21 protein-coding genes are annotated in these 23,950 nt (G+C 42.9%); 2 read left to right on the top strand and 19 right to left on the bottom strand.

Features of this window, described 5'->3' with window-relative positions; all coding sequences use genetic code 11:
• Window positions 1-3: 3 nt before the first annotated feature.
• The 8 genes from ftsY to NL111_RS04460 form a co-directional block, all read right to left on the bottom strand.
• Entirely contained in the window at window positions 4-1,161 is a 1,158-nt protein-coding gene (gene ftsY, locus NL111_RS04495; protein ID WP_285110550.1) for a signal recognition particle-docking protein FtsY, read from the bottom strand.
• Window positions 1,162-4,716 (bottom strand): chromosome segregation protein SMC, encoded by a 3,555-nt coding sequence (gene smc, locus NL111_RS04490; protein ID WP_285110549.1) that lies wholly within the window; start codon window positions 4,714-4,716, stop codon window positions 1,162-1,164.
• 9 nt (window positions 4,717-4,725) lie between these two features.
• Entirely contained in the window at window positions 4,726-5,424 is a 699-nt protein-coding gene (gene rnc, locus NL111_RS04485) for a ribonuclease III (protein ID WP_002831491.1), read from the bottom strand.
• A gap of 101 nt (window positions 5,425-5,525) precedes the next feature.
• Window positions 5,526-5,768 carry an acyl carrier protein gene (gene acpP / locus NL111_RS04480; protein WP_002831490.1) on the bottom strand — a complete coding sequence of 81 codons (243 nt, stop codon included), beginning with the start codon at window positions 5,766-5,768 and terminating at the stop codon, window positions 5,526-5,528.
• A gap of 41 nt (window positions 5,769-5,809) precedes the next feature.
• Entirely contained in the window at window positions 5,810-6,853 is a 1,044-nt protein-coding gene (gene plsX / locus NL111_RS04475; protein ID WP_285110548.1) for a phosphate acyltransferase PlsX, read from the bottom strand.
• Between the two features lie 33 nt (window positions 6,854-6,886).
• Window positions 6,887-8,914, bottom strand: coding sequence for an ATP-dependent DNA helicase RecG (gene recG, locus NL111_RS04470; protein WP_024862404.1), 2,028 nt, complete (start codon window positions 8,912-8,914; stop codon window positions 6,887-6,889).
• A gap of 101 nt (window positions 8,915-9,015) precedes the next feature.
• On the bottom strand, window positions 9,016-10,653 hold the full coding sequence (locus NL111_RS04465; protein ID WP_502929580.1) for a DAK2 domain-containing protein: 1,638 nt from the start codon (window positions 10,651-10,653) through the stop codon (window positions 9,016-9,018).
• A gap of 70 nt (window positions 10,654-10,723) precedes the next feature.
• A complete protein-coding gene (locus NL111_RS04460) occupies window positions 10,724-11,086 on the bottom strand; it encodes an Asp23/Gls24 family envelope stress response protein (protein WP_002831486.1) in 363 nt (120 codons plus the stop codon).
• 296 nt (window positions 11,087-11,382) lie between these two features.
• On the opposite strand from NL111_RS04460, the gene rpmB reads away from it, so the two are divergent.
• Window positions 11,383-11,568, top strand: a complete 186-nt coding sequence (rpmB, locus tag NL111_RS04455; protein WP_002831485.1) for a 50S ribosomal protein L28 — start codon at window positions 11,383-11,385, stop codon at window positions 11,566-11,568.
• Window positions 11,569-11,651: 83 nt separating this feature from the next.
• Here the strand turns inward: rpmB and NL111_RS04450 are convergent, their stop codons facing one another.
• From NL111_RS04450 to gmk, 11 genes are all read right to left on the bottom strand, one after another.
• On the bottom strand, window positions 11,652-12,293 hold the full coding sequence (locus NL111_RS04450; RefSeq protein WP_004165719.1) for a thiamine diphosphokinase: 642 nt from the start codon (window positions 12,291-12,293) through the stop codon (window positions 11,652-11,654).
• Complete coding sequence (gene rpe / locus NL111_RS04445; protein ID WP_002831483.1) at window positions 12,293-12,940, bottom strand: ribulose-phosphate 3-epimerase; 648 nt, start codon at window positions 12,938-12,940, stop codon at window positions 12,293-12,295. The genes NL111_RS04450 and rpe overlap by 1 nt, the downstream gene beginning before the upstream one ends.
• Window positions 12,937-13,866, bottom strand: coding sequence for a ribosome small subunit-dependent GTPase A (gene rsgA, locus NL111_RS04440; protein ID WP_005916637.1), 930 nt, complete (start codon window positions 13,864-13,866; stop codon window positions 12,937-12,939). The genes rpe and rsgA overlap by 4 nt, the downstream gene beginning before the upstream one ends.
• Before the next feature lie 12 nt (window positions 13,867-13,878).
• A complete protein-coding gene (pknB, locus tag NL111_RS04435) occupies window positions 13,879-15,402 on the bottom strand; it encodes a Stk1 family PASTA domain-containing Ser/Thr kinase (protein WP_004165717.1) in 1,524 nt (507 codons plus the stop codon).
• Entirely contained in the window at window positions 15,402-16,145 is a 744-nt protein-coding gene (locus NL111_RS04430; protein ID WP_004165716.1) for a Stp1/IreP family PP2C-type Ser/Thr phosphatase, read from the bottom strand. The genes pknB and NL111_RS04430 overlap by 1 nt, the downstream gene beginning before the upstream one ends.
• Window positions 16,146-16,154: 9 nt before the next feature.
• Window positions 16,155-17,489 carry a 16S rRNA (cytosine(967)-C(5))-methyltransferase RsmB gene (gene rsmB, locus NL111_RS04425; RefSeq protein WP_024862406.1) on the bottom strand — a complete coding sequence of 445 codons (1,335 nt, stop codon included), beginning with the start codon at window positions 17,487-17,489 and terminating at the stop codon, window positions 16,155-16,157.
• Window positions 17,470-18,435, bottom strand: a complete 966-nt coding sequence (gene fmt, locus NL111_RS04420; RefSeq protein WP_002831476.1) for a methionyl-tRNA formyltransferase — start codon at window positions 18,433-18,435, stop codon at window positions 17,470-17,472. The genes rsmB and fmt overlap by 20 nt, the downstream gene beginning before the upstream one ends.
• A gap of 21 nt (window positions 18,436-18,456) precedes the next feature.
• Window positions 18,457-20,877, bottom strand: coding sequence for a primosomal protein N' (priA, locus tag NL111_RS04415; RefSeq protein ID WP_024862407.1), 2,421 nt, complete (start codon window positions 20,875-20,877; stop codon window positions 18,457-18,459).
• Window positions 20,878-20,890: 13 nt separating this feature from the next.
• The gene (gene coaBC, locus NL111_RS04410) at window positions 20,891-22,081 is read right to left on the bottom strand and encodes a bifunctional phosphopantothenoylcysteine decarboxylase/phosphopantothenate--cysteine ligase CoaBC (RefSeq protein WP_024862408.1); all 1,191 of its coding nucleotides are present in this window, start codon (window positions 22,079-22,081) and stop codon (window positions 20,891-20,893) included.
• Window positions 22,082-22,267: 186 nt separating this feature from the next.
• Window positions 22,268-22,477, bottom strand: coding sequence for a DNA-directed RNA polymerase subunit omega (gene rpoZ, locus NL111_RS04405; RefSeq protein WP_002831471.1), 210 nt, complete (start codon window positions 22,475-22,477; stop codon window positions 22,268-22,270).
• A 1-nt stretch (window position 22,478) separates the two neighbouring features.
• A complete protein-coding gene (gmk, locus tag NL111_RS04400; protein ID WP_002831470.1) occupies window positions 22,479-23,093 on the bottom strand; it encodes a guanylate kinase in 615 nt (204 codons plus the stop codon).
• A 186-nt stretch (window positions 23,094-23,279) separates the two neighbouring features.
• On the opposite strand from gmk, the gene NL111_RS04395 reads away from it, so the two are divergent.
• Window positions 23,280-23,615, top strand: coding sequence for a hypothetical protein (locus NL111_RS04395; protein ID WP_002831469.1), 336 nt, complete (start codon window positions 23,280-23,282; stop codon window positions 23,613-23,615).
• The last annotated feature ends 335 nt before the right edge of the window (window positions 23,616-23,950 follow it).

The following is a 23,950-nucleotide window of genomic DNA, read 5'->3' as shown; positions in this document are numbered from 1 at the left end:
GCACTATTCATCCAGTAAACCTTTAAACAATCCCCGGACGTACTCTTCCGGATTAAACGGACTAAGATCTTCAACCTTTTCCCCTAAGCCAACGTATTTAACTGCCAGGTGAAGCTGGTTACGGATAGCCAAAACGATTCCACCCTTGGCAGTCCCGTCTAGTTTAGTGAGGATAATCCCCGTTACGTTCGTGGTTTCCAAAAATGCTTTAGCTTGGGTTAACGCATTCTGCCCGGTTGTAGAGTCCAGAACTAGCAGTGATTCTTGCGGAGCGTCCGGGATTTCACGGCTAATTACCCGCTTAATCTTGTCTAATTCCTTCATCAAGTTAACTTTATTTTGTAAACGACCAGCTGTATCAATGAAAACCAAGTCATAATTCTCAGCCTTGGCCTTTTTTACCGCTTCAAAGGCTACTGCAGCAGGGTCAGATTTTTCCTTACCGGTAACGATATCGACACCGTCCCGGTTAGCCCACTCTTCTAATTGTTGAATTGCCCCTGCTCGGAACGTATCACAGGCTGCCAAAAGGACCTTTCGTCCCCGAGCTTTGAAACGAGCCGCCATCTTACCGATGCTGGTAGTCTTTCCAACGCCATTGACGCCTACAAAAAGAAATACCGTTGGGCCTTCCTTACTGAAGACTAAATGGTTATCTTCTGCACTACCGTTACGCGTATATAAATCTACCAAACGCCGAACGATTAGCTGCGAAATTTTTTCGGGGTCCGAAACGTTTTCGAACTCAATTTCTTCACGAACTTCTTCACTAATCTCAAGCGCCGTGTCAAAGCCGACGTCGGCTTCGATTAGAGTTTCTTCAAGATCATCATAGAAATCATCATCTACCCCTGAAAAATTAGTAAACAGGGCCGAAAGTTTTTGACCAAAAGATTTTCGAGAACGTTCCAATCCCCGATCATACTTTTCAGCTTCATTTAATTGGGGCTCTTCATTAACTGGTGCCGCAGAACTAACTTCCTTAGCCGGAGTTGGTTCTGGTTTGTTTTCCGGTTCCTTTACCGGTGTAGTGTTCGTTGGTGCTTCTTTTACTTTATCCGGAGAAGCCTCTACTTCGGGTTGTGAAACTGGGGTTGATGGTTCAACCTTTTTTTCGGCTTCTTTAGCCTTCTTTTTCTTTTTACCAAAAAACCATGCCATTTATCCCACCTGCTCTCTTCGTTCGATTTCATCAACTGATACCGAAACCATTTTTGATACACCTGATTCTTGCATGGTAACTCCATAAAGTACGTCCGCCTCCATCATGGTCCCTTTTCGGTGGGTAATCACGATGAATTGAGTCGTGTCTTGGAAAGTTCGCAAATACTTCGCGAACCGGTCCACGTTTGCGTCATCAAAGGCTGCTTCAACCTCATCCAAAATGCAAAATGGGACGGGTTTAACCTGTAGAATTGCAAACAATAGGGTAATTGCCGTTAAGGACTTTTCACCGCCGGACAACAAACTCAAACGTTGCAGCTTCTTCCCCGGTGGCTGGGCCTTTATTTCGATCCCGGTAGTCAGTAGATTATCAGGATCAGTTAATTCGAGTTCGGCATGCCCTCCACCAAACATTTTAACAAACACTTGTCCAAATTCTTCAGCAACTTGGTCGAAAGTTTGCTTAAATCTTTGACTTGCTTCTTGATCGATTTCCGCAATGGATTGTTCCAGCTGTTGTTTGGAACTAGATAAGTCTTCCTTTTGGTCCTTCAAGAAATTATAACGAGTAGAAACACGCTCGTATTCAGCAATCGCTCCGAGGTTAACCGTGCCGAGTTCATCTAAGCCCCGGCGCAATAATTTCAATTCACGCCGTAACTGCTCATCGTCCAACGATTGGTCAACAACTGCTTGAGCACTTTCAAACGTTTGTTGGTAATCATCGTTAAGCTGATCGGCAGCTAATTCGATTTTACTTTCCACCAACGCCAACGTATTTTGCGCTTCTTGGACCTGACTTTGCGCTTCACTACATTGCTTTTGGGTTAATTCGTAGTCGGCAATGACCCGGTCTTGTGCTACCTGAGCCTTTTGCCATTCTGTTTGTAAGTTCGTCATCGCTTCTTCACGTTGTTTCAAACGTTTTTGAACATCTACTAAGTTGACCGCTTGTGTTTGGGACTTCGCAGAAGAAGATTGTTCTTCTTGTAGCTGAACTAACTGACGCCGAGTTTCTTCCAAACGATCCTGTAAGTCAATTTGGGTTTGCCTTGCCGTCTGAAATTGTTGTTCTTTTTGGGAGTACTGCTCGTTTAGTTTTGCTAATTTTATTTGTAATTCAGCCCGTTGTTCCTGACGAGCTTCAGCATCGTTATCAAAAAGTGCCAATTGCTTTTGCTTTTCGGCCGTTTGGTCCTTTAAATCTTGAATTTTTGCTTCTAATTCGCTGATTTGGGCAGGTAATTTTTGAATTGCGTCATCTACTGGGCTCAACTGGGTTAATTCAAAGTTAGTAGCTTTAATCCGACGTTCGAGTTCGGCAATCCGCTCTTTAGTTAAGCTAACTTGATTTTCTGCCTTAACCTTAGACTGTTCGCTGGTTCGCTGCGTTTCAGTTAATTTTGCTATTTCACCTTGAACTTGTTTACCCTGCGCTAATAACTCTTGCACATGCCTTTCCTTTATCGCTAACTTTTGCTTCATTTCGGCAATTTGCGTTTGCAGCCGCTTGATTTCTTGGTCCTGTTGCAAAAGTCCTTGGCGACCATGTTTCATGGTTCCACCAGTCATCGTTCCCCCAACGCCCACTACGTCACCGGCCAAAGTAATCACCCGGTAGCGGCGCTGAATTCGTTGTGAAATTTGTAAGGCATGGTCTAAATTATCCGCAATCAACGTTGTCCCTAGCAAATGCTGGCTAACTACGCGGTCAACGTTAGCAACCTTGATTAAATCACTTGCCACCCCGCAAAAACCAGCTAGCGAGTGAACTTGCGTAAGCATTTCGCTACGAATCGTTCGCGCCTGCAACGTATTTCGGGGTAAGAACGTTACCCTGCCTTGGCGTTGTTTCTTTAAAAATTCGATAATCGACTTGGCAGTTTGGTCCGTGTCCACCACTACGTTTTGAATTTGGCTTCCTAACGCGGTTTCAATTGCCACGGTGTACTGTTCCGGTACTTCAATCACGTCCGCAACTGGACCAACCAACCCTGGAAACCGCTCCCTTTGTTGTAAAACCGCACGTACTCCTTGATAAAAGCCCGTGTATTCATTTTTCAAACTGGTCAGAGCTTCTAATTTGCTGGTTGCGCGGTGCACGATGTCCGACCCGTCTAGCCACTGCTGACGCGCTTCCTCGTATTCTTGGCTTAGTCGGTTGCGCCTTTGCGTCAGTTCTTGAAGTTTATCAGTTTGTTTTTGAAAAATTTCCGTAGTGTTAGCCACCGCTTGGTTTAATTCAGCTAGTTTAGTCTGAAGCTCTTGAAGCTCTTTGTTAAACCGTGCTAAATTTAACTCCACATTCAGCCGTTGTTGTTCATCACGCTTTTGATCTTGCTGGCTAAAACTATATTGATTCTTCAATGAGGTTAATTTTTGGAGATGGTCAACATACTGCGCCCGGAAGTCTTCAATTTGGGCTTGCAAATCAGCCTTCTTTTGTTCTTGATGATCATCAGTTAATAGTTGTAAAGCTTGCTTAGTCTTTTTAATTTGTCGATTAAGATCGGCGGTTAATTGTTCTAAGTCCTTTAAGTCCTGCTGTCCCGCATCAATTTGCTCTTGTACTTGTTCGATTTGTTCCGTTAAGCGGCTTTGTTCTTGCTCAAAATATTTCCGGCGTTCAATCTGTAAGTCATGCTCCCCAGCTAATTGTTGTTCAAGCCGGTTTAAGCGGACTAACTCCGCTTGGAGGTCGTCTTTTTGCTTACTTTGCTGGTTCACTTGTTCCTTAAGCCGGTCACGCTGCTTAACCAACTCGTTTAATTTATTTTCTAATTGATGCGCCTCAGTTTGCTTAACTTCAGCTTCCTTTGCCCACCGCTTTTGGAGGTCGCTATTACGAGTAATTGTTCGCACTAACCGGGTTTGTTCTAAGCGGTCAAACCGCTTTTTTTGTTGCAAATAGTCCTTTGCTACCGCAGCTTGTTCTTCGAGAGGTTCCACCTGTTTTTGAAGTTCCACAATTAAATCATTAACCCGTTCTAAATAGCCACTGGTCTTTTCTAATTCACTTTCAGCCCGCCGTTTATCTTGCTTGTACTCCAACACTCCGGCAGCCTCTTCAATGATCGCGCGACGATCTTCCGGTTTACTATTAAAAATTTCTTCGATTTTTCCTTGCGAGATTACCGACAGAGATTCGCGACCTAACCCAGTGTCGATAAACAAATTTAGGATATCTTTTAAACGACACTCCTGATGGTTCAATTCGTACTGGCTTTCACCATTTCGAAAAAGGCGTCGGCTAATCATTACTTCGTCAAATTTGGAATCTAAGAAATGATCCGAATTATCAAAAACGATGCTGACCGCTGCCCGGGAAAGCGGCTTACGTTTCTGGGTTCCGGAAAAAATTACGTCGGGCATTTTTCCACCTCGAAGACTCTTAGCGGAAGTTTCCCCCATCACCCAGCGAATGGCCTCAATAATATTACTTTTACCCGAGCCATTCGGACCAACGATCCCCGTGATCCCATCCTTAAAATCGATCTTGGTATGGTCAGCAAAAGATTTAAATCCGCTAATTTCAATTGTCCGTAGTTTCATTAAAAATACCTAATTCCTATTACGCAATTTTTGTAAAGCTTTGTTAGCGGCATTTTGTTCCGCCGCTTTTTTAGAATGTCCGCTACCTTTCGCTAAAACTTGGTTAGCCGCACTTACCTGAACGGTGAAAACCAAGTCATTATCCGGCCCAGTTTCAGATATTAATTCGTAATTAATCTCCACTTCACCGTTTCGTTGCAAAAGTTCTTGCAATTCAGATTTATGGTCAATAATGTGGTCAAACCGGCCTTCATCAAGCTTAGGAAAAATCACTTGGCGGACGAATTTTTCAACCGCTTGGCGTCCTTGGTCTAAATATAAAGCTCCGATAAACGATTCAAAAATATCACAAAGAAGTGATGGACGCTGCCGCGCGCCGGATTTTTCCTCTCCTTTACCAAGCCGGATGTACCGGTCAAAATGACATTCCTTGGCAAAATCACTGAAGCTGGCCTCACAAACCATTGCAGCTCGCAAACGGGTTAGCTTTCCTTGTGGCATTTCAGGATAACGTTTGTATAGATATTCCGAAACTACTAACTGTAAAACCGCATCCCCTAAAAATTCAATCCGTTCATAGAACTTCAACCCTTGGTGCGGGTGTTCATTAACATAAGATGCTTGAGTGAAGGCTTCGTCCAGTAGTTCGTGCTTGGTAAAATGAATATCAAACATTTCACTTAGATCGTCTTCTAAATCTTTTAACAACTCGATCATTCCTTTCTAAATTTAAACTCAATAATTCTTTTATAGATAAGAATAACTCGGTGACCAAAATACATTCAATCACCGAGTTTCCCATTATTGTATTAAGATTGATGTTCACTAATGTAGTTAACAGCATCGGCAACTGTAGTCAACTTTTCAGCGTCTTCATCGCTGATTTCAGCTCCGAAAGTATCTTCTAATTCTAGTACAAATTCAACGATATCGATTGAATCAGCGTTCAAATCTTCCTTGAAGTTAAGTTTTTCGGTAATTTGATCGGCATCCAACTCAAAACGGTCTGCCAAAATTGCCGCAATTTTGTTAAAAATTTCTTCTTTTGACAATTTACTTGCTCCTTAAATTTGTTATAAATCCTGATAATATTTTAATTGTTTTCCCGAGGCTTGTCCACTTCGTCTTGTTGAATACATTTAACGTGCATGTCAAAGTATTCGGCAAGATTTTTAACTAATTTGGAGTCCACAATTTCGTGAACTTGAATTAAAGCATTTTTTACTTGGTTAGCATTACTAGAGCCGTGCGCCTTCACTACCGGGGCTTTAACCCCTAAGAGTACGGCACCCCCGTGCTTAGAATAGTCCATTTGGTCTTTAATTTGACTAAAGGCGGACTTCAACAGTAAACCGCCCATTTTACCTTTTACGCCACTGTTTAAAATGGTGTCCTTAACCAGTTTAAGCATGGATAGCGCCGTTCCTTCAGTATTTTTTAAAACCGCGTTTCCGGTAAATCCATCGGTTACCACAACGTCAGCCGCACCGTTTAACAATTCCCGGGACTCAACATTGCCGACAAAATTCAAAGAGCTATCGTCATTTAACAACTGATAAGCTTCCTTATGAATCCGATCCCCTTTATCATATTCCGTACCGTTGTTTAAGAGAGCAATCCGGGGATTCGTAATATGCATTACGTTAGCACTATAAAAATTACCTAAAATAGCAAAGTCGTGCAGATTCTTGGCTTTGCTTTCCGCATTGGCACCCACGTCAAGCATGGTGAAATTATCGTGAGGCCTTTGTAAGCTTGGTAACGTGGTGGTCATTCCGGGACGGTCGACCCCTTTAATCCGGCCAATGACGAACAATCCCGCCGCTAACAGCGCTCCGGTATTTCCAGCAGAAAAAATTGCATCCGCATTGCCTTCCTTAACTGCTTGAGCAGCTAAAACCATTGAAGACTGTTTCTTACGTCGAACTGCCCGCACTGGTTCATCTTCCATAGTGATTACTTCGTCAGTATGCACAATTTGGACGTTCCGAAAGTCGTCCATATACTTAGTAATTTCATCTTTTTTCCCGTATAAAATAAATTCCACGTCCGGTAAAGCTTCACGAGCGGCAGCCACTCCTTTAACAATCTGCTCGGGGGCGTTGTCGCCGCCCATTGCATCAACGGCAATTTTCATTTTTACTCTCCTTATGTTTATTATCTAATTTAATTAATCTAATCCTTGCTCAATTTGCATAACTTGGTTCAAATACTTGGCTAAGTTTTGGAAAGCTGGTTGGGATTGCCAATCGGGTTGGTTAACAATCTTAGCAGCTTCAAGTTGGGCAGTTTGTAAGGCACCTAAATCCACCACCGGGTCCCCGACTTTAAATTCTGGAACTCCCGATTGTTGTTGACCAAACAAATCCCCTTGCCCACGCATTTTAAGGTCCGCTTCGGCAATTCGGAAACCGTTATTGGTTTCAACCATGATTTGCATCCGTTGCTTACCCACGGCATTTTTGGGATCGGCAACCAGTAAACAATATGCTTGTTGCTGTCCCCGACCGATCCGTCCTCGCAATTGGTGGAGCTGGGCTAACCCAAACCGGTCCGCATCTTGAATCACCATTAAGGTGGCGTTAGGTACGTCTACGCCCACTTCAATTACCGTGGTCGAGACTAACCCCGCATACTTTCCAGCTTTAAAATCGGCCATAATTTGGTCCTTTTCTGCACCATCCATTTTACCATGCAAGATTCCAATCGCATATCTTTGTCCAAAGAAATCTTTTAGTTCCTCATACAATGTCATGGCATTTTGCAAATCCATGACTTCTGATTCCTCAATTAGCGGTGCCACCACAAAAGCTTGCCGTCCCTTTTTAAATTCGTGTTCCATCAATGCCAGTACTTTATCCCACTCGCCTTTTTTCAACCACTTAGTAACCACTGGCTTGCGACCAGCAGGAAGTTGATCAATAATCGACACGTCCATATCCCCGTAAGCAGTAATGGCTAAGGTACGGGGAATTGGGGTAGCCGTCATCGCCAAGATATCAGGATTAGCTCCTTTTTGGCGCAGCTTTTGCCGCTGGTTCACCCCAAAGCGGTGTTGTTCATCAATGATGGCTAAGCCTAAGTTTTTGAATTCCACATCGTCTTGAATTAAAGCGTGGGTACCAATTACGATGTCAATTTCTCCAGCTTTAACAGCTTCTAAAAGCTCATTGCGTACTTTCTTACGCATTCCGCCAACTAACAGACCAATTTTAACGTCAAAATTGGCAAAAAACTTAATGAGGTTATTAGCGTGTTGCTCAGCAAGGATTTCGGTTGGCGCCATCAAGGCCGCCTGGTGGCCGGAGGTGATGGTGGCGTACATGGCAATTGCCGCCACCACCGTTTTCCCGCTACCTACATCCCCTTGCAACAACCGGTTCATATGCCAAGCTGATTTAAGGTTAGCTAAAATTTCATTGGTAACCCGCTTTTGAGCTCCAGTTAGTTCAAACGGCAACTGTTGGATAAATTCCCGAACTAGTTGGATCTGATAGTCAATTTTAGTTCCTTTTTCCACGCGGTCCCGCGATTTAACCACTTGCAATCCCATTTGAAAAACTAAAAATTCTTCAAACATTGCGGTTCGGCGGGCTTGTTTAGTAATCTGCTCGTCGCCAGGAAAATGCAAAGCTTTAATCATTGCCAAACGATGCATTAACCGGTATTTTTCAATTAAAGCTTCCGGAATCACATCCTGGACTTGCTTAGCATATTCATTCAAAGCTGCCTCCACTAATTGTTGGATTGTCGCTTGTCGAATATGTTTGTTAGCGGGATAGACAGCTTCCATTCCCTGTTCTTCAGTAATTATCTTGATTCCGGTTAAACTTTGCCGGTTAGCATCCCATTTTCCATAGATAGCCACTTCTTGGTTAGCTTCAAGCTGCTTTTTGATCCACGGTTGGTTAAAAAAAGTGACCATCACCGAGCTGTTTTCTACTAATAGCCGAAAATTAACCCGCACCTTATGCCTTCCAAAACGAGCAATGGTCGGTGCAGTAGCCACGATTCCTTGAAAAGTAACTTTCTGTTGATCAGCAACTTCTTGCGGCTTTTTTGCTGCTAAATCTTCGTAACGAAAGGGATAGTAGGTGATCAAGTCTTCAATCGTCTGGATTCCCAGCTCTTGCAGTGCTTGCGCGCGCTTAGGGCCGACTCCTGCCAATACCTGCACTGAATCTGTCAGACTTTTCATTTTTCCTCCACAATGCAAATCGAGGCTGTGACATCAATTACGTTTGTCATAGCCTCTAAAATCTATTTCAGCATTAGCTTAACACTTTTAAATCGCTTAGCCTACTCAACCGAAATTAAAAATGGATATACGGGTTGGTCCCCTTCGTGAATTTCAATTTCAAGGTCTTCGTCAATTGCTAAGATAGCCTGTTCTAATTCACCTGCTTGTTTTTGGTTTGCATCTTTGCCATAAATAATCGTTACAATCTCACTATCTTCATCAAGCATTAACTTAACCATTTCAGTAGTTGCTTCCATGAGGTTTGCAGCGGTATTAACGATTTTGCCATCAATCATGCCCATGTAATCATCTTTGCGGATTTGACGTCCGTCTAACTTAGTATCGCGGACCGCAACCGTTACTTGACCGCTTTTGACGGTATCTAGGTTATCTTCCATTGCACTTGCATTTTCATCAAGTTCCGCTTCGGGATCGAATTCAAGCATTGCCGCCATTCCTTGGGAAATTGTCCGACTGTGAACGATCTTAGTCGGAATTTCAGCAACTTCCACAGCTTGTTCTGCTGCTAAGAAGATGTTTTTGTTGTTAGGTAAAACAATGGCTTGCTTAGCACCCGAATTGTTGATCATTGCAGCAATGTCTGCCGTACTTGGGTTCATGGTTTGCCCACCGCTAATAATGTGGGTAACGCCTAAGCTATTAAACAATTTTGAAATCCCGTCTCCCGAAGAAATCGCGATTACCGCCGTTTCGGGGGCTTCCTTAGGTTCGGGAGCCGTCAACGAGTCGTCTTGTTCAATAATCTCTTCTTGTTGCCAGCGCATATTATCGATCTTGATCTTGGTTAAATCCCCGAATTGTTGTCCCCAGCTTAAAACGTCGCCAGGATGTTCGGTATGCACGTGTACCTTAACCACTTCATCGTCATTAATTACGAGTAAGGAATCCCCTAAGTTCGCAAGGTAGTTGTAGAAGGTGTCGTAATCAAATTCTTGAGAAACTTGGAGTCCCTTACCGATCCGCACCATCATCTGGGTACAGTAACCGTACTTAATATCTTCGGGATTAATTTTTCCTTGCACGCTTTGGTGGTGCTTGGCTTCCACCATTTCATTGATTTCAGTAACGTCTGGTTCATGTTGATATTCGCTGACGTCCTTACCGTTTAAAACATCATTAAAGGCGTCAAAAACAAAAACCAATCCTTGACCACCAGAATCAACTACTCCGACTTCCTTTAAAACCGGGAGCAGTTCCGTAGTCTTTTTCAAAGCTGCTTGCGCTGCGGTATCGATTGCCTGCATTACCTCAGCCAAATTTTCACTCGTTAAAGCAGCTTCGTTACCAGCCTTAGCGGCTTCCCGAACCACCGTTAAGATAGTTCCTTCAGTAGGTTTCATTACCGCTTTATAAGCCGTCTTAGCGCCATTAGCGACCGCATCTGCAAGATCCTTGGCATCTAAGCTTTCCTTACCTTCCACACTTTTAGCAAAGCCGCGGAAAATTTGCGATAAAATAACGCCCGAATTGCCTCGCGCGCCCATTAAAAGTCCTTTCGCTAAGGAACCTGCCAAGTGACCAACTTCTTCACTAGCATCGTTAGCTTCGTACTTTGCACCACTTTCTAACGATAAACTCATGTTAGTTCCGGTGTCTCCATCCGGTACCGGAAAAACGTTTAATGAGTTAATAAAATCCGCATTCATTTTTAAGCGATCAGCACTAGCCTGCACCATCTGATCAAAAACTTCATTAGTAACTAAGGTTTCGATTGCTTCCAATTCTTTATCCTCCCAACCCAACGAACTAATCGCTGAGTGCCTTTACACCCTGAACGAAGACATTCACTGAGTTAGCAGAAATGCCTAGCATTGATTCCAGGTTATATTTTACTTTTGATTGTACGTTTTTTGAAATTTCAGAAATTTTTGTACCATAACCGACAATGATGTATACGTCAATTGCAACCCCATTATCTTCTTGTTTAATTACCACGCCTCGTGCATAATTTTCACGTTTTAAAATTTCATTAATGTTGTCGCGGATTTGATTCTTGCTGGCCATGCCCACTACACCATAGTTATCCGTAGCTGCGCTGCCGACCACCGTCGCGATCACATCGTTTGAAACCTCGATGGTTCCATTTTTTGTTTTAATTTTGACAGCCATCTTCCTGCCTCCTTAGTATCATATATACCAACGATATTTTACCATATCTTATCTAGACGCTAAATACAAGAACCTGCCCCATAAATCGACGTCAATTCCTATTATACTGGGAAATTATGTTCGTGCCAATTCTTAAACAGAAGTGACAGCAACTTTTATTTCGTCACGTTAAAATATCTGTCAAGGATAATTACTTGAAAGTTTCCTATTGCAATATACCGGGCAATGTGATAAATTGTTATGGTAATTGAAATAGATTCTATTGAGATATAGAAGTGACAAAGGAGGGTTTCAACATGGCAAAAGATTTTGTCACCGGTAAGCGCACAAGTTTTGGAAATACTCGCTCACACGCTTTGAACCACAGCCGCCGAAGCTGGAAGCCAAATTTACAAAAGGTTCGCATCTTAGTTGATGGTAAGCCTAAACGCGTTTGGGTTTCTGCTCGAGCTCTAAAATCAGGTAAAGTAACTCGTGTATAACCAAGCACTTAAAAGCTTAAAACAAAAAATGCTCTTAACCGTTAGATAATCATCTAGCTGTTAAGAGCATTTTTTTGTTTTACTTAGTCCTTGCTTTGAATAACCGCAATTAATCCGTTGCTTAAGTAAACGGTAGCCGTACTACCAATAAACTCGTTGCTTACGTAGGCCCGCGCATTGGGCACCATGTGATTATGCAGTTGGTATTTTTCATCATCCAAAGTCAATGCGTCGATGGGCGTTAACGGAATGAATGACAAATATTTAAAACCAGCTTCTTTTTTAATTGTGTGTTTTCCAGAATTGAAAAAGGTAATCCGATTTTGCCGGTCAATCAACGTAATCTGTTCAGCAAATCGCCGAAAGCGCGCTTCTAGCACCATTAATACGTTTGCTAGCAAATGGTCGATCCGCCCGCCGCTAACGCCTAGAATGCGAACCTGTGCGTGATCGTCAATATTTAATACCTTAGCTAGCGCCGCTTCGGTGTCCGTATCATCTTTGATGGGGTTTAATTTAACCACCCTATCAAATCCCGCTGCGACCTTTGCAAACTCTGCTTCGCTCACCGAATCAAAATCGCCAATTGCCAAACTACCTTTAAGCTGTTCATTTACCAAACGTAATGCTCCGCGGTCTACGCCAACCCATTCACCATCTAATTCTTGCCAATTTTCTGGTAAATTTGCCGGGTCGCCGCCGACTAATAGGTTAAATATTTTCATTATTTAGTAAGGTCCTTTAAGGTTTGTACTTGTTTAGTATAATCAGGTGCGTTAAAAATGTATGATCCAGCAACCGCCACATCAACTCCCGCGTCGTACACTTGTTTAACGTTTTGGTCACTAATTCCGCCGTCAATTTCGATGTCAAATTCTAAACCACGTGCTTGGCGTAATGCTGACAAACGTTTAACTTTACTAATCGAACTTTCCAAGAACTTTTGTCCCCCAAATCCTGGGTTAACCGACATGATTAATACTTGATCCACTTCTGGTAAAAGTTCTTCTAATTCAGTTAGCGGTGTGCCTGGATTAACAACGACTTCTGCTTGCGCACCCGCTTGTTTGATTAGTTGGATAGCCCGGGCAATGTGCTGGGTGCTTTCTACGTGCACTCCGATAATGCTAGCACCCGCTTGGGCAAATTGTTCCACGTAATTTTCCGGATTTTGAATCATTAGGTGTACGTCCAACTTAATATCACAGTCTTGTGCCAAGCCCTTAACAGTGTTTAATCCAAAGCTTAAGTTAGGAACAAAACTGCCGTCCATTACATCGACGTGTAAGTAGTCAGCTCCTTGAACCTGTTCAACATCCTTCATTAGATTTGCTGGATCTGCACTTAAAATTGATGGTGCTACTTTAATCATTTCTTCTTCCTCCGATCTTTTTTCTGGTACCCTTTACGTTTATAATCTGGTTTTTGGGACCGTATCAACCCCATGAATTGTTCATAATTAGCGTAACGACTAGCCAAAATTTCTCCATTTTCTACAGCAGCTTTCACCGCGCATCCTGGTTCGTTAAGGTGTAAGCATTCGCGAAAACGACAATTTTGGCCGATTTGCTTTATCTCCAGAAAGCATTCTTTAAGTTCCGTATCCGCCATTTCAAAAACCGCATAAGAGGAAAAACCTGGCGTATCCGCAACTAATCCTCCGTCAATGTTCATTAACGAAACTTTCCGCGTTGTATGCTTTCCTCGATTTAGTGCCTGAGAAACTTCACCGGTCTGGATGTTCAAATCCGGATCAATTCGGTTTAACAACGTCGACTTACCAGCTCCAGTTTGTCCCATAAAAATAGTTAATCGCTCAGCAAAAAGTTTGCGCAACGCCTTCACATCGGCATCGTCTTTTTGGCGAACAGGAAAAACTACTTGATAACCAATTTTTTGGTAATAGTCGGCAATTTGTTTTAAATCTTGGTAAGCCTCGTTATCCAATAAATCCGTTTTGGAAAAATAGATCACTGCGCTAATCTTTTTTTCGGCAAGTGCCACTAGTTGCCGATCCAGTAAATTAGCTGAGAAATCCGGCTGGGTAGCTGCCGTAACCACTACCGCTTGGTCAATGTTGGCTAACGGCGGGCGTACTAATTCGTTTTTCCGGGGGTGAATGCTAGTGATGTAGCCAGTTTGGTCCGAATTTTCTTTGAAATCGACCACATCTCCCACCAACGGTTTAGTTTGTTGGTTACGAAAATTCCCCCGTGCCCGGGTGCGAATCACTTCGTGTTGCTCAGTTAGCACATCATAAAATCCTGCTAACAATTGTATAATTTGTCCAGTATGCATGCACTTCTCCATCTATTTAGCGATCGTAAACGTAATCGTTGTCAAGCGCGGGACGACTACCTGACCAGCAACCACATCTTGTGAAATAATGCGGTTGTTGTCAAAACGATTAGTAACCACCTCTTTTTTCTTAATGGTGAATCCCTTAGCTTCTAGTTGCCGCTTAGTGCTTGGATAATCACTGCCTACATAGTTATCCACATCAAAGCTATTTGGTCCCTTACTAATCACCACGTTGACCTTAATTCCTTCTTGAACAGCTTTACCATTCTCAGGTAAGGTCTTAACCACCTTATTATAACCGGTTTTATCATCAGCGACCTTAGTTATTTTACCCACTCCAAGATTTTCCTTAGATAATTTGGTCGTTGCTTGATTTTGCGTCAAACCATGCAAATTGGGAACCCTAACCATTTGCGGGCTGCTTAACTTAAAGGCAATTAAAATTCCCAAAATGAAGGCCAAGATGGCAAACGCCATAAACGCCGCCCGCCTGCGCAGCGGGTGCCGATGTTTAGGTCGGTGCATTTCCTCTGTTTTTGCTGCGGGCTGGTGATTTTTCTTAATAGATTTAAGTTTCTCGTTTACCTGCATCTTAATTGAGCGGGTCTGTTCGCTATCCGGTTCATCCAATTGGCGGTTAATCGCCTTTTGGTCTAAAACAATGGTGTGCTCAGTTAAAGAATCCTCTACGAACTTGCTTTCTTGTGCACGTTGCGGACTTAGGGTCGTTTTTAAATCAAGTGCCATTTCAGCAACGTTTTTGTAGCGATCCGTCGGGTTCTTGGCAGTTGCTTTAAGCACCACGTTTTCCAACGCTTGTGGAATTTGGTGATTAAAATCAGTTACTAACGGTAATTGATCTTGATAATGTTTAATAGCAATTGATACCGCCGTCTCACCTTCAAACGGGACCTTTCCAGTTAGCATTTCAAAAAGAATAATTCCTAATGAATAAATGTCCGACTGTTGCGTAGCCACGTGCCCGCGGACTTGTTCCGGCGAGAGGTACTGTACTGAACCAATCACCGTGTTGGTTCGGGTAAAACTACTTTGCTGGTTGGCAATTGCAATTCCAAAATCGGTAATTTTAGCATTCCCATGTTTATCAATCAGCACGTTTTGCGGTTTTAAATCCCGATGAATAATCCCATGCCGGTGGGCCGCTTGCACTCCGCACAAGATCTGCCCCATTAAATTGACCACTTGTGGAAGCGGAAGCGGAAACTCATCTTTGATATATCGTTTTAAATCTTTTCCTTCTACGTACTCCATTACGAGATAATTCATCCCGTGCTCTTCACCAATGTCATAAACACTAACGATGTTGGGGTGAACCAGCTCGGTAGCCGACAATGCTTCTCGTTGGAAGCGGCGTACAGCCGAAGCATCGTCTTGCATATCAAAACGGACTAGCTTAACCGCCACGTCCCGGTCTAAAATCAAATCGTGAGCTAGATAAACGCTAGCCATGCCACCTTCACCAACGGGGCGAATAATCTTATAACGTCCGTTTAGCGTTTGATTCGGGGTCATCAGCTCGCCCCCATTTCTGTTTCCACAATCAACACCGTCACGTTATCAAAACCGCCGGCGTGGTTAGCCAAATCAACCAGCTTACGCGTTTTGGCTTCGAGACTTTGTTGGTCTCCCAAGATTTGTTGGATTACATCATTACGAACTAAGTTAGTTAACCCATCCGTGCAGAGTAATAAAATATCACCAGCCGCCACGTTAAATACCTTGATTTCCGCTTCGGCTTGCTCAGAAATACCAAGCGTTTTGGTAATCACGTTTTTTTGCGGGTGGTTGCGGGCTTCCTCTGGAGTAATCCGGCCAGTTTTTAGCAATTCATTTACTAACGAATGGTCGGTTGATAATTGACGTAATCCGGCCTGCTGATTATATATGTAACAACGACTGTCGCCTAGATTTGCTACGACCACTTGATCATTAATAAATAACGCCAAAACAATGGTAGTTCCCATACCATTTAAATTTTTGTAGTGCTTAGAAGCTTGTAGAATCTTACGGTTTTCAATTGCCAACTGGTGGGTTAACCAGTTTTTGGCGTCTTCAACGGTGTTGATGTCGGAGGTCTCAAATAAATAACCAATGTGGGAAACCGCCATCTCAGAAGCAATGTCACCGCCCCGATTACCGCCAACGCCATCAGCGACGATCGTTAAAATCGATTCTGAATCACTTTTAAAAATCCCCACGTAGTCTTGGTTTGTTTTGCGGACTTTCCCTTTGTCCGATAGGTACGCATATTTCATATCTATCAATCACTTCACTTTTTTCATATTCGCAATGAAGAAACCATCTGATCCAAAATCATCCGGGTAAATATTTAGGCTCAGATCAGTGCGGTCTGCTTTAACTTTTTTATCCGTCTGCGTTTTTAATAGTTCAAATTCTGGGTGCTGGGTTAAAAACTCATCGATTGTCATCTGATTTTCCTTACGGAGCATTGTGCAAGTGCTATAAGTAAGAATTCCGCCCACCTTAAGCATCGACGCTACGTTATCTAAAATGTCCAACTGGACGCGGTGTAAATCGCTGCTATCCTTTTTGCTCTTAAGGTACCGCGTTTCAGGCTTTCGGCGTAATAAACCGATTCCCGAGCACGGGGCGTCAACCAAAATACGATCAAATTCTTCCTTTAATTCTGGACAAGGAGTCGTGGCATCGTGGACTTCCGTAACGATGTTCGTTAAATGCATCCGCCGTGCATTTTGTTGAATTAGCCGGGTACGGGATTCATAAATATCCCAAGCAATTACTTGTCCATCAGGTCCCACTTTTTGGGCCAACTGGGTTGTCTTACCCCCTGGTGCTGCGCAAGCATCTAAGACTTTTTGTCCCGTTGCTAATTGCATGGTTTCACCAACTAACATTGCCGACTCATCCTGTGCAATCACCTCGCCAGCTTGAAAACTAGCGGACTGCGCCAGTCCAGGACCATTTTGTAAACGTAATCCGTCCGTTGCTAATAAACTTTCTTGAACGTCATATTCTTCGGATAGGCTTTGGCGAATTGCCGCCGTCGAACGTTGAATAGGGTTCATCCTGACACTTAAATGAGCTGGCCGATTAATACTATCTAGTATCTTCCGGCACTTATTTTCTCCTAATTCATACAATAATTGGTCCACAATCCACGAAGCAACGCTATATTCGGTTGCTAATCGCTGGGTTAAATCCGGAATGCTGTCTAAACTTGGGGTTCCTTGACGTTGATAAGAACGTAACACCCCGGTTACCATCTTACGAACACCGTCGCTTCCCCGCCGTTTAGCAATTTCAATGGTTTCATTAAAGATGGCAAAGGTGGGGACCCGATCCAAAAATTCCATTTGAAAAATGGCCGTACGTAATAAGTTGATTACCCACCGCGGGGTCTGTTCTGGTCGCTGCAAGAAATTTGCTAAATAAAAATCAATGGTCAAGCGGTGTTGTAAAACACCATAAACCAATTCGGTCAGTAAATGCTTATCGACTTCTGATAAGTCTGCATCCTGGATCACCTGGTTTAACTCTAAATTTGAATAGGCGCCTTCGTCAATACTTTCTAAAGCGTCAACCGCTAAATCGCGGGGGTTATTTTTCAATTCCGTCATTGTCTATAATTTGCTTTCCGGGGTGTAAATTATCGCCAACCCCATTTAAATAATCTGTAATGGACATCTTTTGTTTTCCAGCTGGTTGTAATTCTAAAATGCTGATTACACCATGGTCACCAGTGGCCACAAGCAATTCATGCTTGGTCTTTTCAACCACCTGGCCAGGTGCTAAATCAGTACTTTGATCAACGACCGCCGTCTTCCACAGCTTGGTCCGCTGTCCTTCCATGATCACGTAAGCAACTGGGAAAGGTCGCAATCCGCGAACCTTAGCGTCTACTAAACGTGCTGGTAAATTGATATCAACCGCTTCTTGTTCAGGGGCAATGTTAGGTGAAAAGCTAACCTGTTCTTCATCCTGCGCTACCGGCGTGATTTCTCCGTTTATTAACTTAGGTAAGGTTTCCAGAAGCGTATCCCGGCCTAAAATACTTAATTTTTCAAACATGCTGCCAACGTCATCTTGGTCGGTAATTGGCATTTTAGCTTGGGCAAGCATATCCCCGGCGTCCATTTTCTTAACCATGTAAATAATGGTGACCCCAGTTTCTGCATCCCCATTCATGATTGCGTAATGTACGGGTGCTCCTCCCCGATATTTAGGTAATAACGAAGCATGCACGTTGATTGCCGCAATTTTAACCGAGTTAATTAATTTCATCGGTAAAAATTGACCAAAGGCTGCCGTCACGATAAGATCCGCGTTTAAATTAATTAACTCCTCCATTTCCGGACTGCCACTAAGTTTCTCCGGTTGATAAACCTTAATATCGTGCTTAGTTGCTACTTGTTTAACCGGACTTGGTGTAAGAACGTGCTTTCTACCAACTCGGCGATCGGGCTGGGTGACCACCCCAATTACGTTGTAATCCGGATGGTCAATTAAACTTTGTAAAATGGGCGCCGAAAATTGGGGCGTTCCCATGAAAATAATTGATTTCATTAAAAAACCTACTTTCTATGCTTACATAAAGTTTTGCGGATCGGCATCAATTGTGATTCGGACCCCGTGTCGAAACTTTTCTTGTGATTCATTTAGCACCTTTAACAAGGCGTCATGGAGTCGTGGCTCCTTTTGGTACTTAATTAAAATCTGGTAATAATATTTTTGCTTGATTTTAGAAACCGATTTAGGCGTAGGCCCTAAAACAATTGCTTGCGAGCTTAACTGGGGTTGAATTTTATTTAACACTTCGTACGCATTTTTTTGCGCAGTAGCTTCGTCGGAAGCCGCAACGTTGATTAAAACCGTAAAGTAATACGGAGGGTATTTCCCTAGGTGGCGCAGATACATTTCTTTTTGAAAGAAGTCTTCATAGTCCTGTTTTTGCGCCAACTTAATCGCGTAATGGTCCGGATTAAAGGTCTGGATAAGAACTTCACCAGCTTTTTGCGCCCGTCCGGCTCGTCCAGCAACCTGTGTCAACAATTGAAAAGTTCGTTCACTGGCTCTTAAATCCGGCAGTTCTAAGGAAGTATCCGCATTCAAAACCCCTACAAGAGTTACCTCAGGGAAATCTAACCCCTTTGCAATCATTTGGGTTCCTAAAAGGATGTCTGCGTCATGGTTACCAAAACAAGCCAGTAGCCGTTCGTGAGCCCCTTTTCGCCGAGTGGTGTCCACGTCCATTCGTAAGACCCGTGCTTGCGGTAAGATCTGTTGCAGCTGTTGCTCAACTTTTTGGGTTCCCGTACCAAAGAACCGAATTTTGTCACTACCGCAATTTTGACATTTTCGCGGAATCGGTTCTTCATGCCCACAGTAATGACACTGCATCGAGTGAGTATCCAGATGCATGGTTAGCGAAACATCACAATTAGGACATTTCAATACAAATCCACAATCACGGCACATCACAAATGACGAAAATCCCCGTCGGTTTAGCATTAAAACTACTTGTTCATGCTTTAGGAGTCGTTCTTGAATCGCGTTAACCATGGGTGCCGAAAAATTCTCGTTAAACCCGTCGCCCAGGTGCCGCCGCATATCAATTACCCTTATTGCTGGCAAGGCCTGTTGGTTAGCGCGTTTATGAATCTGGATAAAGTCATAAACCCCCCGTTCTGCGCGCGCCCGACTTTCCAGCGCTGGAGTCGCACTACCTAAAACCACCGGGCAATTAGCATTTTGCGCCCGATAAATGGCAACGTCACGCGCATGGTATCGCGGAGCATCGGTTTGCTTATATGTTTCGGAGTGCTCTTCATCCATAATAATAATACCAAGATTATGCAGGGGTGCAAACACCGCAGAACGCGCACCCACCACTACTTTGACCTCGTTACGCATAATTCGGCGCCATTCATCAAATTTTTCGCCATCAGAAAGTGCGCTATGCAAGACCGCCACTTGGTCGCCAAACCGCGCCCGGACGCGGTTAACCATCAAAGGAGTTAGCGAAATTTCTGGAACCATTAAGATTGCGGTCCTGCCTTGGTTGAGCACCTGGGAAATGCTTTGTAAATAGACTTCCGTTTTTCCTGAGCCAGTTACTCCCTCTAACAGAATTGGCTTAGCACGACGGTTTTGAACAGCATCCGAAATTTTTTTAAAGGCGGAGGCTTGTTCATCATTCAAGTTGAGCTCTTGGTCGGTTTGCAGATCACTTTGCGCAAACGGGTCCCGGTACTGTTCTACTAAGTCACGCTTTAACCACCCTTGCTCTACCGCGTGGTCAACCGTTCCGCGACTAATTTGATAATCCTTGATTAAGGAAGCTTGACTAAGGCCTTCTTTAACGCTTATTTCTGGTATTAACTGCAATAGTTTCAACTGTTGACGGGCGTTAGGTCGCACCGTCTTGGTAATTTGAGTGATTTGTTCGGCATCCACTAGCGGCCAAATCCAGTTAATCATCTTTTTTCTAGCAGAATTTTCGGTGGCGTACTCTAAAGTAACGCTACCGTCCTTAACCCACTGGTTTAATTGACGCTGTTGCGGATAATCAAGCTCGTTAACCTTTAAATCGACGACCTGCTGCTCGCCCAATACTTCAACAACCCTTTGTGGATCAATTCGTTGACGATTGACTTTCACAAACCGTTTTGTATTAATTTTAACCAAATTAGGCAACATTGCATTCAAACAGGTCACCCTAAAGGAAAAGGTTTTATCCGCCAACCATGCTGATAAATCAATTAATTCCTGATTTAAGAAAGGCTCTGGTTCGAGAAGTGAAATAATATTTTTTAATTCCATCGGGGAACCTTGCCGATTTTCTCCAATCACAAACCCTTGGACCGGTCGTCCCGCTTGACCAAAGGGAACGATTACGCGTGAACCGATTTTAATGTCATTTTCAATTGCCGCGTCTGCTCGGTAAGTAAATGGTGTGTTCGTTTGCAGAGCTGGTACGTTGACGATGACATCAAACTTTTTTGTCATTCCCTAATCCCCTTTACTTCAATTCTTCGCTAACAATTTTTAAAATTGCTTCTGCAATCTTTACTTTAGATTGTTTGGCAATCACCTTAGCTCTTCGATCCGGACGTAAAATGGTTACGGCATTATCGTCAACGTTAAAACCAATCTCGGGGTTGCCCACGTCGTTAGCCACCACCATATTCAGACCTTTTCGCTGCATTTTTCCCGTAGCATTTTCTAGTAGATCATCCGTCTCCGCCGCAAAACCCACGACATATTTTAACCGGTCCGGTCGGTCCAACGTAGCTAAAATATCTGGGTTTTCGACTAGTTCAAGTTGTAAGCCATTTTTAAAATCATGTTTCTTCAACTTATGCGTGCTAACTTTAGCAACTCGATAATCAGAAACCGCAGCTGCCATAATTAACACATCCGCATTTTTGAGCTCTTGATCTAAAGCTGCTTTTAACTCCGCTACGTCTTCAATATCAATTCTTTTAATTTTAGAATGGGTGTCAAGGCTTAAGTTAGTTGGTCCAGTGATTAAAGTCACTGTCGCTCCAGCTGCCGCAGCTTGTTGTGCAAGTGCAAAACCCATTTTTCCCGATGAACGGTTGCCAATGAAACGGACCGGATCAATTGCTTCGCGGGTTCCTCCAGCAGTGACCACCACCTTATAGCCTGCCAACTGCTGGCTACTACTAACTGGTTGACTTATAAACTGATTAACCACTTCCGCCGATGGAAAACGGCCCTTTCCGGAGTAGCCTTCCGCCAGTTCTCCCACTACGGGCTCTAGTATTTCTACCCCATCCGCCTTGAGCTGGGTCAGGTTACGTTGAACCGCTGGATTTTGCCACATGTTAACGTTCATCGCCGGCAGAACCCTTTTCTTAGCTGAAGACGCAAGTACTACCGTAGACGCAAAATCGTCCGCAATTCCAAGTGCCATTTTTGCAATAAAGTTTGCCGTTGCCGGAGCCACCACGACTTGATCCGCCCAGTCAGCTAATGCTACGTGAGCAACTGGCTTTCCCAGATCCGATTTAAAATCATCATAAACCGGTTCGTTGATTAACGTGGCAAACGTCAATGGGGTGACGAACTCTTCAGCCATCTTAGTCATAACAACTTTTACTGCGTTACCAGCCTTCACCTGGTATCGAACCGCCTCAACCACCTTATATTCGGCAATTCCGCCGGTAATTACAAATAATATTTTCATTGGCAAACACCTTCCTAGTTTTATATTCTACCAGTCTCCTGTACCTAATCCCATCTAAAATAATGGAATGACAATCACGTAAAAAAGCTAGAAAAAATCATTTCAGATTTTTCCTAGCCTCGCTTTACTCTTAGTATCGTTTGGTAGATTTTCCAGTGACGGGTTCTACTTAACCTTAAGTACTAATTATAGGTCTTTTTCGTTAGGATCAATAACTACGTCGCCCGCAACAATTTCTTCTAAAGCTTTCCCAACGTTTTTATGAGAACTATAGTGGTCAAGTAATTCTGGTGCACCCTCATCTAATTGGTGTGCGCGTTTGCTTGCTAACATAATTAATGAATAACGAGAATCAACTCGTTCAAGCAGTTTATCAACTGAAGGATATAAAATCATTTTACAACTCTCCTAACATTTCTTGGTATTCAGGGTAAACGCGTGAAACGCGTAAATGTTCTCCCTTAATAATGTTTTTAATTGATTCAACGGCATTTTCGACCTTATCATTAACGATTGCATAATCATAATCATGCATCGTTTTAATTTCATCGACCGCCTTTTCCATTCGTTTATTAATCGTTTCAATGTCTTCGGTTCCCCGATTAATAATCCGTTGTTTTAATTCCATCAAATCTGGCGGCGTTAAAAACAAAAAGACGCCGTCCGGCATTTTTTCACGGACTTGACGAGCTCCGTTAACTTCAATTTCTAAAAAAACGTCCCGACCAGAGTCTAAAGTCTGGTTGACATATTTTAACGGGGTGCCGTAGTAATTGTCAACATATTTGGCATACTCTAGCATTTGACCTTCTTCGATGTTTTTCTCAAATTCAGCTTTAGAAACAAAGTAATAATCCTCGCCATTAACTTCACCTTCACGAGGTTTTCTAGTAGTCATTGACACTGAATATTGGAAATCATTTCCACCTTGATCAAAGATTGCTTTTCTAACCGTTCCCTTACCTACACCGGAAGGTCCCGAAAGAACAATCAACATTCCTCTTTTCGCCATTTCCAAACTCCCTCAAATATATGTATGTAATTACTATTTTGCACTTTTTTTACTTATTTTTCAACTGTATTCCGCATGTCAAGGCAAAGTAATTCCGCTTTTGAGCACCTTTATTTAAAACCACTTGCAAAACTGAACGTTTGTTCGTATAATAAAAACACAAACAAACGTTCGATGGAGGCAATTATGGAAAGTCGTAAACTAAGTCCGCTTAAATTATTTAACTTTTCGCTCGCAGCAATTCGTAGTACTTATGAAAGTTTATTCGTGGTTCCTGAAGACCGCGGACTTAACATTGTTGACCAAGCGATGTCCTTAACTCAAATCAACGATACGATTGCGTTTGCTATCCAAAACCAAGTTCCCGTTCAGATGCAAATCAATTTAACGGCTTCGCGGGTGGTCGAGCTACGTGGCCACCTATTATTAAACCGTTCGGGAAGGCTTTGTATTCAAGACCAAAATTCAAATACCACCCAGACATTAGAAGATGCAGAAATTCGCAGCATCGCGCTAATATAATATTTTCTTTTGCAAGTTCAACGTAGCTTGTAACCCCATCCATTATTTGTCGTAGTAGGAGCACGAAAATCATTAAAAATCGCGACTGAGAAAAACTAAAAATCGACCATCATGGACTAGGCTCTGTCAAGTTGACAGACAAAATAATATAAAATTAGGTAGCTTATTAAACGGCTTCATTCCAGTATTCATCAGGAATGAGGCCATTTCTTGTTGTTGATTAAAATATTCAATTCCATTTTTAACTAACTTAATTAGCACTTGATAGGATTTAAGGATCCTATGTCGTTCCAGCCAACGTAGTTTAAATTCAATTATAAAAGCTAAATTTTTCT

This window comes from Pediococcus sp. AC40, assembly GCF_030252485.1.
Classification (GTDB): domain Bacteria; phylum Bacillota; class Bacilli; order Lactobacillales; family Lactobacillaceae; genus Pediococcus; species Pediococcus acidilactici.
This window is presented reverse-complemented; position numbering and strand designations above follow the sequence as displayed.

What these genes read in the sequence shown, in the direction of transcription:
- ftsY (WP_285110550.1), bottom strand. Translation starts at nt 1,161, where the DNA reads ATGGCATGGTTTTTTGGTAAAAAGAAAAAGAAGGCTAAAGAAGCCGAA.
- smc (WP_285110549.1), bottom strand. Translation starts at nt 4,716, where the DNA reads ATGAAACTACGGACAATTGAAATTAGCGGATTTAAATCTTTTGCTGAC.
- plsX (WP_285110548.1), bottom strand. Translation starts at nt 6,853, where the DNA reads ATGAAAATTGCCGTTGATGCAATGGGCGGCGACAACGCCCCCGAGCAG.
- recG (WP_024862404.1), bottom strand. Translation starts at nt 8,914, where the DNA reads ATGAAAAGTCTGACAGATTCAGTGCAGGTATTGGCAGGAGTCGGCCCT.
- NL111_RS04465 (WP_502929580.1), bottom strand. Translation starts at nt 10,653, where the DNA reads ATGGTGCAGGCTAGTGCTGATCGCTTAAAAATGAATGCGGATTTTATT.
- NL111_RS04460 (WP_002831486.1), bottom strand. Translation starts at nt 11,086, where the DNA reads ATGGCTGTCAAAATTAAAACAAAAAATGGAACCATCGAGGTTTCAAAC.
- rpmB (WP_002831485.1), top strand. Translation starts at nt 11,383, where the DNA reads ATGGCAAAAGATTTTGTCACCGGTAAGCGCACAAGTTTTGGAAATACT.
- NL111_RS04450 (WP_004165719.1), bottom strand. Translation starts at nt 12,293, where the DNA reads ATGAAAATATTTAACCTATTAGTCGGCGGCGACCCGGCAAATTTACCA.
- rpe (WP_002831483.1), bottom strand. Translation starts at nt 12,940, where the DNA reads ATGATTAAAGTAGCACCATCAATTTTAAGTGCAGATCCAGCAAATCTA.
- rsgA (WP_005916637.1), bottom strand. Translation starts at nt 13,866, where the DNA reads ATGCATACTGGACAAATTATACAATTGTTAGCAGGATTTTATGATGTG.
- pknB (WP_004165717.1), bottom strand. Translation starts at nt 15,402, where the DNA reads ATGACCCCGAATCAAACGCTAAACGGACGTTATAAGATTATTCGCCCC.
- NL111_RS04430 (WP_004165716.1), bottom strand. Translation starts at nt 16,145, where the DNA reads ATGAAATATGCGTACCTATCGGACAAAGGGAAAGTCCGCAAAACAAAC.
- rsmB (WP_024862406.1), bottom strand. Translation starts at nt 17,489, where the DNA reads ATGACGGAATTGAAAAATAACCCCCGCGATTTAGCGGTTGACGCTTTA.
- fmt (WP_002831476.1), bottom strand. Translation starts at nt 18,435, where the DNA reads ATGAAATCAATTATTTTCATGGGAACGCCCCAATTTTCGGCGCCCATT.
- priA (WP_024862407.1), bottom strand. Translation starts at nt 20,877, where the DNA reads ATGACAAAAAAGTTTGATGTCATCGTCAACGTACCAGCTCTGCAAACG.
- coaBC (WP_024862408.1), bottom strand. Translation starts at nt 22,081, where the DNA reads ATGAAAATATTATTTGTAATTACCGGCGGAATTGCCGAATATAAGGTG.
- rpoZ (WP_002831471.1), bottom strand. Translation starts at nt 22,477, where the DNA reads ATGATTTTATATCCTTCAGTTGATAAACTGCTTGAACGAGTTGATTCT.
- gmk (WP_002831470.1), bottom strand. Translation starts at nt 23,093, where the DNA reads ATGGCGAAAAGAGGAATGTTGATTGTTCTTTCGGGACCTTCCGGTGTA.
- NL111_RS04395 (WP_002831469.1), top strand. Translation starts at nt 23,280, where the DNA reads ATGGAAAGTCGTAAACTAAGTCCGCTTAAATTATTTAACTTTTCGCTC.